The sequence below is a fragment of the Moorena sp. SIO2C4 genome (assembly GCF_010672485.1).
GTDB classification, from domain to species: domain Bacteria; phylum Cyanobacteriota; class Cyanobacteriia; order Cyanobacteriales; family Coleofasciculaceae; genus Moorena; species Moorena producens.
This window is the reverse complement of sequence record NZ_JAAHGN010000218.1, coordinates 1-8,618: the sequence shown is the minus strand read 5'-3', so window position 1 is coordinate 8,618 and position 8,618 is coordinate 1. Positions and strand designations below refer to the sequence as shown.

Sequence of the window (8,618 nt, the reverse complement as noted above, 5' to 3'; positions counted from 1 at the left end):
GGCGACGCGCTGGTGCGGATTGCGATGCCGGACGAGCTGAGTAAGGTGGAATCCCCGCTGCGAGCCATGTCCCGCTGGATTTTCCATTGGATTTTGACTTCATCGCTAATGTCTAGGTAAACGCCGAAGTCAACCAGCTCACGCACCCGCTCATCATAAAGAGGGTGCAGACCTTCAATGACTATGACTTTATTTGGCTCAACCCGTTCTGGTGGATCAATTTCACCGGTCTCATGGTTGTAAATAGGTTTGTCTATGCCCCGACCTTCTTTTAGCGCTTTGATTTGCTCATACATCAAGTCAAAGTTATTTGCTTTAGGATTAAGGGCAGTAACCCTTTTTTCTTTGCGCTGTTTGCGATCCAGACTGTGATAGTCATCCAGACAAATCACCGTCATGAACTCCTGGCCAAATAGGTCGGTCAAACGCTTCAGAAACGTTGATTTCCCGCATCCTGAGTCTCCAGCAACTCCTATAACTACCACCCTCTCCAGATCTGTGGTCATATCTTCCCTCTAACGTAAAACATATTCTCAAATCAGTTTTCAGTAAGCCAAAGCCCAAGCCTGGGAGCAATCTGACACACGCTTATAGTGGTGCTTGATAACATGCCACCATAAATCCACTCGCTTAAGTACTAACCACTAGGGAAGACCAAAGCCAAGCTCTGCTTAAGTATTTACTACTAGCTGCTCATAGTGGATTCTACCAAAACCAGATTGCTTATACAAGGCTGATTGTCAGTAGCATTACCTCGCTTAGTACTTATGCTAAGGTTTGTTGGGCATTTTTTAAAGAAAAAATTAAACTGACTCAGGATTTACAGTTTTTGAGTTACTGATCATGTAACTTGAGAGTAGTGCCTACCAGTGCCTCTACACTAATTCTCTCCCTGATAAACCAAAAACATTACTGGGCATAGCTTTACAATGTTACGCTAATAAGGCATTATTCGGGGTTATTACTAGCTAGCCGCTCACCCATCGACCGTGAGTCTGTTTGTGGTGCCAAGGCAAGTCTTAGCAATACATAGTTAGCAATACATAGTCAGTTTGGTTTGGAGCAATAGAAGCAATGTACAGTCCTAGCGAGTCTACTAATTCCAGCACTGTTACAGAATTTGGTAGTCGCACTTACCTTTATGAGGTAGTCGGTCTTCGTCAAAATGGACCGATTCGTCAGAGTGGCACAGTTTTGTTGACGGTGCCCTATAACCGCATGAAGCAGGAAATGCAGCGTATTGCTCGCATGGGAGGGAAGATTGTAAGCATTAAACCTTTATCCAGTAGTGCCGCTAATGGGTCAGTGGCTCAAACACAACCTACCCAGTCAGAAAACACAACTAAGCCTACCCAGTCAGAAAACACAACTAAGCCTATGACTCAAGCGAAACCCAAAAAGGCCAAAGATGATATCCCTGTCAATACCTATCGACCCAAAAACCCCTTCATTGGTAAGTGTATATCAAACGAACAACTAGTCCGGGAAGGGGGTATTGGTAATTGCCGTCACCTCAAATTTGACCTTTCTGGAGGTGATCTGCGGTATCTCGAAGGTCAAAGTATTGGTATTATTCCCGAGGGTACTGATGACAAAGGCAAACCCCACAAGCTTCGTCTGTACTCCATTGCTTCTACTCGTCACGGCGATGACCTGGATGATAAGACAGTATCCCTGTGTGTCAGACAGCTGCAGTACAAACATCCGGAAACTGGGGAAACCGTAAACGGTGTTTGCTCTACTTTCCTGTGCAATATGAATCCAGGGGATGATGTTAAAATCACTGGACCGGTCGGTAAGGAGATGTTGCTGCCATCGGACCCCAATGCCAATATCATCATGATGGCAACGGGCACTGGTATTGCACCATTCCGCGCTTTCCTATGGCGGATGTTTAAAGAGCAGCACGAAGATTACAAGTTCAAGGGCTTGGCTTGGCTGATCTTTGGTATTTCTACTACCCCTAACATCCTCTACAAAGATGATTTAGAAGAAATGCAGCAGAATAACCCAGATAACTTCCGCCTCACCTATGCCATTAGCCGTGAGCAGAAGAATTCTGAAGGGGGCAAGATGTATATCCAGCACAGGGTGGCGGAACATGCTGACGAGTTGTGGAAGCTGATGCAGCAACCAAACACCCATACCTACATCTGCGGATTAAAAGGTATGGAAGGTGGTATTGATGAGGCTTTGACTGCTGCAGCTGCTAAGGAGGATGTAGATTGGACTACATACAGACAGCAAATGAAGAAAGCACATCGCTGGCACGTTGAAACCTACTAGGTTACGGCTGGTATAAAGTAAATCCTCCAAAAGGAGGATTTAGAGCAAACTAGCGCGTCTGTTTCTTTTGGCCATAGGGCTGAGGGACACAGGCGCGCTACTGTTTATTTGAGTTGATTCTAACTACCTTGCTCACAGAATGAGATTTATGTTAAATTTAGTTAAAATAACGTTACAATAACTTGTGTTATCACGAGTTATGTGGCAATACCCCTCAAAGGTATTGACCAAAAATACAAAAATACTCAGGAATTACGCAAGTGCCCCCTAAATCCCCCAATTCTGGGGTACTTTGACATCATTACCCCCCAAAATTGGGGGGCAGGGGGGCAAAACCAACTAAACTTCGTAAGTTCTAATACTATAGGCAAACGGTTTTAGGGTATTGAATCGATTTTTGATCTTGATTTGCTTTGTAATCAGATCCTCCCTAACAGGGTGATACCAGCATTCGTTACCAGTAATAGAGGCGAATAAAACATGAAATTTTCTTGGAGAATACTCCTACTCTGGACATTACCTGCCCTAGTCATTGGTTTTTTCTTTTGGCAGGGAACATTTGCCAGTACTACCGGGAATATGGGTAGTAATACCGCCAGTACTCGCATGACCTATGGTCGCTTCTTGGACTATATTGATTCCGGTAGAGTCACTAGTGTTGACCTCTATGATAGTGGTCGCACAGCGATTGTAGAAGCTGTGGATGTGGATCTTGATAACCGCTTACAACGGCTGCGAGTAGATCTGCCAATTAGTGCGCCGGAACTGATTTCTAAGCTTAGAGAGTCTAATGTTGCTCTGACATCCCATCCCGCTCGCAATGATGGGGCAATTTGGGGACTGCTGGGGAATTTAATTTTTCCGATTCTCTTGATTGCAGGATTATTTTTCCTATTCCGTCGCTCCAGCAACATGAATGGTGGTCCTGGTCAAGCGATGAATTTCGGGAAATCCCGGGCGCGGTTCATGATGGAAGCGAAAACTGGGGTCCTGTTTGATGATGTCGCCGGTATCGAAGAAGCGAAAGAGGAACTCGAAGAAGTAGTTACATTCCTCAAGCAACCGGAACGGTTTACCGCTGTCGGAGCACGAATACCTAAAGGGGTGCTGCTCGTCGGTCCTCCTGGAACTGGTAAAACCCTCTTAGCTAAAGCGATCGCTGGTGAAGCAGGAGTGCCTTTCTTTAGCATCTCTGGTTCCGAATTCGTGGAAATGTTCGTGGGTGTTGGTGCCTCTAGGGTTCGTGACTTGTTCAAAAAAGCTAAGGAAAATGCCCCTTGCTTGATATTTATCGATGAAATTGATGCGGTAGGACGGCAACGGGGAGCTGGAATTGGTGGTGGTAACGATGAACGGGAGCAAACCCTAAACCAATTGCTGACGGAAATGGACGGGTTTGAAGGAAACACCGGCATTATCGTGATTGCGGCTACTAACCGTGCGGATGTGCTGGATACAGCTCTGTTACGTCCCGGACGCTTTGACCGCCAGGTGATGGTGGATCCCCCAGACCTGAAAGGGCGGATTAAGATTTTGGAAGTCCATGCTCGGGATAAAAAACTGGCTTCAGAAATTTCCATTGAAGTGATCGCAAGACGGACCCCTGGATTCACTGGTGCTGATTTATCCAACCTGCTCAATGAAGCTGCTATCCTGACTGCTCGCCGTCGCAAAGAAGCGATTACAATGCTGGAAATCAATGATGCGGTTGACCGGGTAGTGGCTGGGATGGAAGGTACTCCCCTGGTAGATAGCAAGAACAAGCGATTGATTGCTTATCATGAAGTTGGTCACGCTATTATTGGTACCCTAGTCAAGGATCACGACCCCGTACAGAAAGTTACCCTGATTCCCCGGGGACAAGCTCAAGGTCTAACCTGGTTTACTCCTAGTGAAGAGCAAGGTTTAATTACCAGATCTCAGCTTTTGGCTCGCATTACTGGAGCGTTAGGCGGTCGAGCTGCGGAAGAAGAAGTATTCGGTGATGCGGAAGTCACTACTGGTGCCGGTGGTGATTTGCAGCAATTGACTGGAATCGCACGGCAAATGGTAACTCGCTACGGCATGAGTGACTTAGGTTCTCTGTCCTTGGAAAGCCAAGAGGGAGAAGTCTTTCTCGGTGCCGGATTAATGTCTAGGGCAGAGTATTCTGAAGAGGTTGCTGCTCGGATTGATCAGCAAGTTCGTCAAATTGTAGAACATTGCCATCAAGAAGCACGAGATATCATTCGAGATAATCGAGATGCGGTTGACCGATTGGTGGATCTGTTGATTGAGAAAGAAACTATTGATGGTGAGGAGTTCCGTCAAATTGTGGCTGAGTACACCGATGTGCCTGAGAAGCCACAGTATGTACCTCAGTTATAAGGGCTTGAAGAAGGTTGAAGGTTGAAGGTTGAAGGTTGAAGGTTGAAGGTTGAAGGTTGAAGGTTGACCGTGAATCCTTAACAAACAGCCTGTTGATCTGATTTTAGAGGATCTAATGGTTAAGGCTACAGCAAAATTTAATTGGTAGTTGAGTGGGCATCGAACCCATGCCAATACCTACTATGCTTCCCCGGCTTGTTCAGAAGTCGGGGATTGTTGTAATTTTGTTCATTGAATATAGCGGTTTTCTTGAGCAATCAAGTATAGCGAATTTTCTGGCGTTGCTGAATTAAGGAATGAATGTGCGATCATTTGGTTTTATTAAAGCCCCCTAAATCCCCCAATTCTGGGGGACTTTGATAGTTTTGTTCCCCCCAGAATTGGGGGGCTAAGGGGGCAAAACCATACGCATAATCAGCAACGCCAATTTTCTTCCCCTTGCTCTCTATTCCCTGTTCCCAGATCCGCTGTTCCCAGATCCGCTGTTCCCTTTACTAAACTACCTCACCCAATTTAAAACCGCTATATTGATTAATCCAAATATGGCAAGATTACTTGAAACTTTGTTCCCACACCAACTTCGCTGTCCAGGTTAATCTTACCCCGATGCAATTCAACACATTTTTTAGCAATAGCCAGACCTAATCCTGTTCCTTTTATAGCACCAACATTAGTGGCTCGATAGAAAGAGTCAAACACTCGTTGCTTTTCTTTTGACGGAATACCAATCCCTGAATCCCGAATAGTTAAAATTGCTTCTTCTGGCTGACAAAATACGTCAAACTTAATGATGCCTCCTTGGGGAGAATATTTAACCGCATTAGATAGTATATTAGTCAAAATTTGTCCAACTAACTGTTCATCTAAATTAACTTGACTAGAATTACTCTGAGTAGAAAAATCTATTTTATAGTCACTACTTAAAGTAACCTGTAAATTATTAATAATTTTTTGGCATAGTTTCTCTAGATTCAAGTATTCAGGATGACAATCAAGTTCCCCTGATTCAGTTTTATCTAGGAAAATCACATTGGTCAGGAGTTGATTCATGTGTTCAACTGCCCATCCAATTTGTTGAAAATGTTTCAGTCTTTTATCTTCTGACAATTTCTCACTGTACTTAGCTAGCAATTCGGTAGACGATTGAATCATCATCATTGGAGTACGAAACTCATGAGATATCGTACTAATAACCCGAGATTTAAGTTCACTGAGTTCTTTTTCCTGTTCTAGGGATTTACGAATGATTTCTGAGCGACGTTCTCGTTCTTGGATATCCGCTTCCAATTTGATTTTCTCTTTTTCTAAAGCTTGAGCTTTTCTAAGTTCAGTGGTGTCTTGTAGCATACCAGAAAAACCGGTAACCACACCATCAATCATCAAGCTTGAATGAATATTAATCTCCCCCCAGCGGCACTTCCCTGTTTTGGTAACATATCTTATTTCATGTTTAAAGGAATCCTTTTCACCGTTGACTAGAGACTGCCACAATTGTTGATAACGTTCCTGATCATCAGGATCAATAAATTTTAGGCAATTTTTCCCTAGACTTTCTTCTACAGTAAAGCCAGTGAAAGTAGTCCAGGCGGAATTGAGAAATATCCAGTGTCCAGTGGCATCGATTTGAAAAAACACTTCTTTAACACTTTCTACCACAGAACGATATTGTTTCTCCCTCTCCCGTAAGGTTTTTTCTGCTCGATTAGCTTCGATCAGACGACGGACACGCTTCCTTAGAACTGATGGTTGGATGGGTTTAGTTATATAATCCGTTGCTCCGACTTGAAATGCCCAATCAACGGAAGCTTGGTCATTAAGTCCAGTAATCATTAATACTGGTGTTGATTCATTTTTAAGTAGCTTTTGGATTTGGGCGCAACACATAAACCCATCCATCACTGGCATCATAGCATCCAGCAAGACTATATCGGGTTTTAGCTCAGTATAAGCTGCCAGACACTGCTGCCCATCTCCTACATCTTCGACGTTATATCCCTCATTTTCCATAATTGTACGCAGCATTATCCGGGTTTGTTTATCATCATCGGCGACCAGGATTATAGGAGCATTGTTTTGTTCAGTATTCATCATATTTAAGCTAGTTTATACTGTTATTATAGTAAGCGTTAATAACGGTTTATCTCAGAGGTTGTCTGAGAAGTCTCATTTGCTACATCCAAGCCCCCTAAATCCCCCAATTCTGGGGGACTTTTAGAAGCAAATGGACTCTTCCCCCAAAGTTGGGGGGTCAGGGGGGCAAAATTCAATATCAAAAAACTTTTCAGATATCCTCTCACTAGTTTTGGATTTAATTAAGGTATTAATTTAAAATTAAAATAATAAACAAATGGTTATTAAACCTCAATTTCAGCATTGTTAACTGACGCAATAACCTAACGGACTTGTAAATATATTGATAAACATTACTATAGTTGTCAACCTTAGCACAGGCATCTTACCTGCACAAGGATGATGCTCACAGGAACAATTTATTTGACGAATCAAATCAGATAGTAGTTTGAGAAGGTTTAAAAGTCCCCTGCTTTATCTTCCTGGATCATCTCTAGTTGCTAAAACCGTATTGTTGGGGATTTTTTTGAGCTTGCAGTCAATTAAGATCTAGAAGAAATTACTCAAAGTGTGGACTGTTGACTGTGGACTGTTGACTGTGGACTAGCAATAGTCAACTTAAGCCAATGCATAGCCTACCCAAATTTTAGTGAGGCACACACCAAATTTTTTTCCTCTGGTCTGCTTCTTCCCACTCTGCCCCTCTGACCCTAAAAAAAAATAAGAGAGTCACAACTGCGGCTCTCTTAATCATCAGGGTGCATCTACTGATCTAAATATAACACAAATAATGAGGGGTGCAACCCCTCACCCCAAAAATCTAAAAAAATGTTATTTTATATACCGTCTTCAGGGAAAAGTTAACTGGAAACGGATGGGTTAACCCATGTAACGGATATAACGGAAGATGATATGGTTCTAGAAAGACTCAACTTGTTGTCAAGGCGTCAAACTCTGCAATGGCTAATCTTTGCATCCAGCACCTTTATCCTGGGGGCATGTACTCCCCCAAAGCAAACATCTTCTGGCAATGACTTGGGTGATGCTAAGCCCAGCCCATCGATGTCTTTCTCTCTAGGGGTGACCACTTGGATTGGTTTGACTCCTCTTTTGATTGCGCTCAAAAAAGGCTTCTTTCAGGAACTGGGGCTAAGGGTTGACCTGAAAACCTTTGGCTATAATCCCGATTATATCTCTGGCTTTTTAGCAGGAAAACTGGATGCTATTGCTCCTGTAACTTCTGAAGCAGTCTTATTGGCAACTAAGGGCAAAGACTATCGCATTGTTTTGGTAGAGGATAACTCCGTTGGTGGGGATGGCATCTTAGCCCGCAACAGTATTAGTAGCATTAAGGACTTTAAGGGTAAGAAGATTGCTGTTGAAAAAGGGGCAGTTAGCCATTTCTTTCTACTAAAAGTACTCACAGCAGTTGGGTTGAGTGAAGCTGATGTTACCTTGGTGAATGTGGATCCAGCCGGAGCAGCAGCAGCTTACCAGGTGGGGAATGTGGACATTGCTGTTACCTATGCACCATTCCTAAAACAGGCTAACTTGGCTCAACCTGATGGACGCATTATCTATGACTCGTCCCAAATACCAACAGCGATTACGGATGTTTATCTGTTTGCCACTGAGTATATCGAAGCTAACCCAGAGGCGGTGGAAGCCTTTGTCAAAGGGGTTTTCAAAGGACTAGGGTTTCTCAATCAATATCCATCGGAAGGGTTAGCGATCGCAGCTAAGGAGTTGAAAATTAAGCCGGATGCCCTAGCTGCTGATCTAAAAGGCATTAGTATCCCAGACGCTCGTGCCAATCTGGAGATGCTAGGAAATAAGCAGAGTGATTCCTACTTACGGTCGCCGTTGATAGATGTGGCAAGATTTTTGGCAAACCA

The 8,618-nt window shown here is 43.6% G+C and carries 5 protein-coding genes; 3 read left to right on the top strand and 2 right to left on the bottom strand.

What is annotated here, in order from left to right:
• On the bottom strand, positions 1-506 hold a 506-nt coding region (locus F6K20_RS13825), incomplete at its 3' end, for a phosphoribulokinase (protein WP_287295017.1).
• A gap of 568 nt (positions 507-1,074) precedes the next feature.
• On the opposite strand from F6K20_RS13825, the gene cpcD/petH reads away from it, so the two are divergent.
• Together cpcD/petH and ftsH2 are read left to right on the top strand one after the other, a co-directional pair.
• Positions 1,075-2,286, top strand: coding sequence for a bifunctional rod-capping linker CpcD/ferredoxin--NADP reductase PetH (gene cpcD/petH / locus F6K20_RS13820; RefSeq protein WP_287250785.1), 1,212 nt, complete (start codon positions 1,075-1,077; stop codon positions 2,284-2,286).
• Positions 2,287-2,766: 480 nt separating this feature from the next.
• Positions 2,767-4,653, top strand: coding sequence for an ATP-dependent zinc metalloprotease FtsH2 (ftsH2, locus tag F6K20_RS13815; protein WP_287265107.1), 1,887 nt, complete (start codon positions 2,767-2,769; stop codon positions 4,651-4,653).
• A 531-nt stretch (positions 4,654-5,184) separates the two neighbouring features.
• Here the strand turns inward: ftsH2 and F6K20_RS13810 are convergent.
• Positions 5,185-6,744 carry a hybrid sensor histidine kinase/response regulator gene (locus F6K20_RS13810; RefSeq protein ID WP_131827023.1) on the bottom strand — a complete coding sequence of 520 codons (1,560 nt, stop codon included), beginning with the start codon at positions 6,742-6,744 and terminating at the stop codon, positions 5,185-5,187.
• Between the two features lie 891 nt (positions 6,745-7,635).
• Here F6K20_RS13810 and F6K20_RS13805 point away from each other — a divergent pair.
• The coding region (locus tag F6K20_RS13805) for an ABC transporter substrate-binding protein (protein WP_287295015.1) at positions 7,636-8,618 on the top strand (983 nt) is incomplete at its 3' end.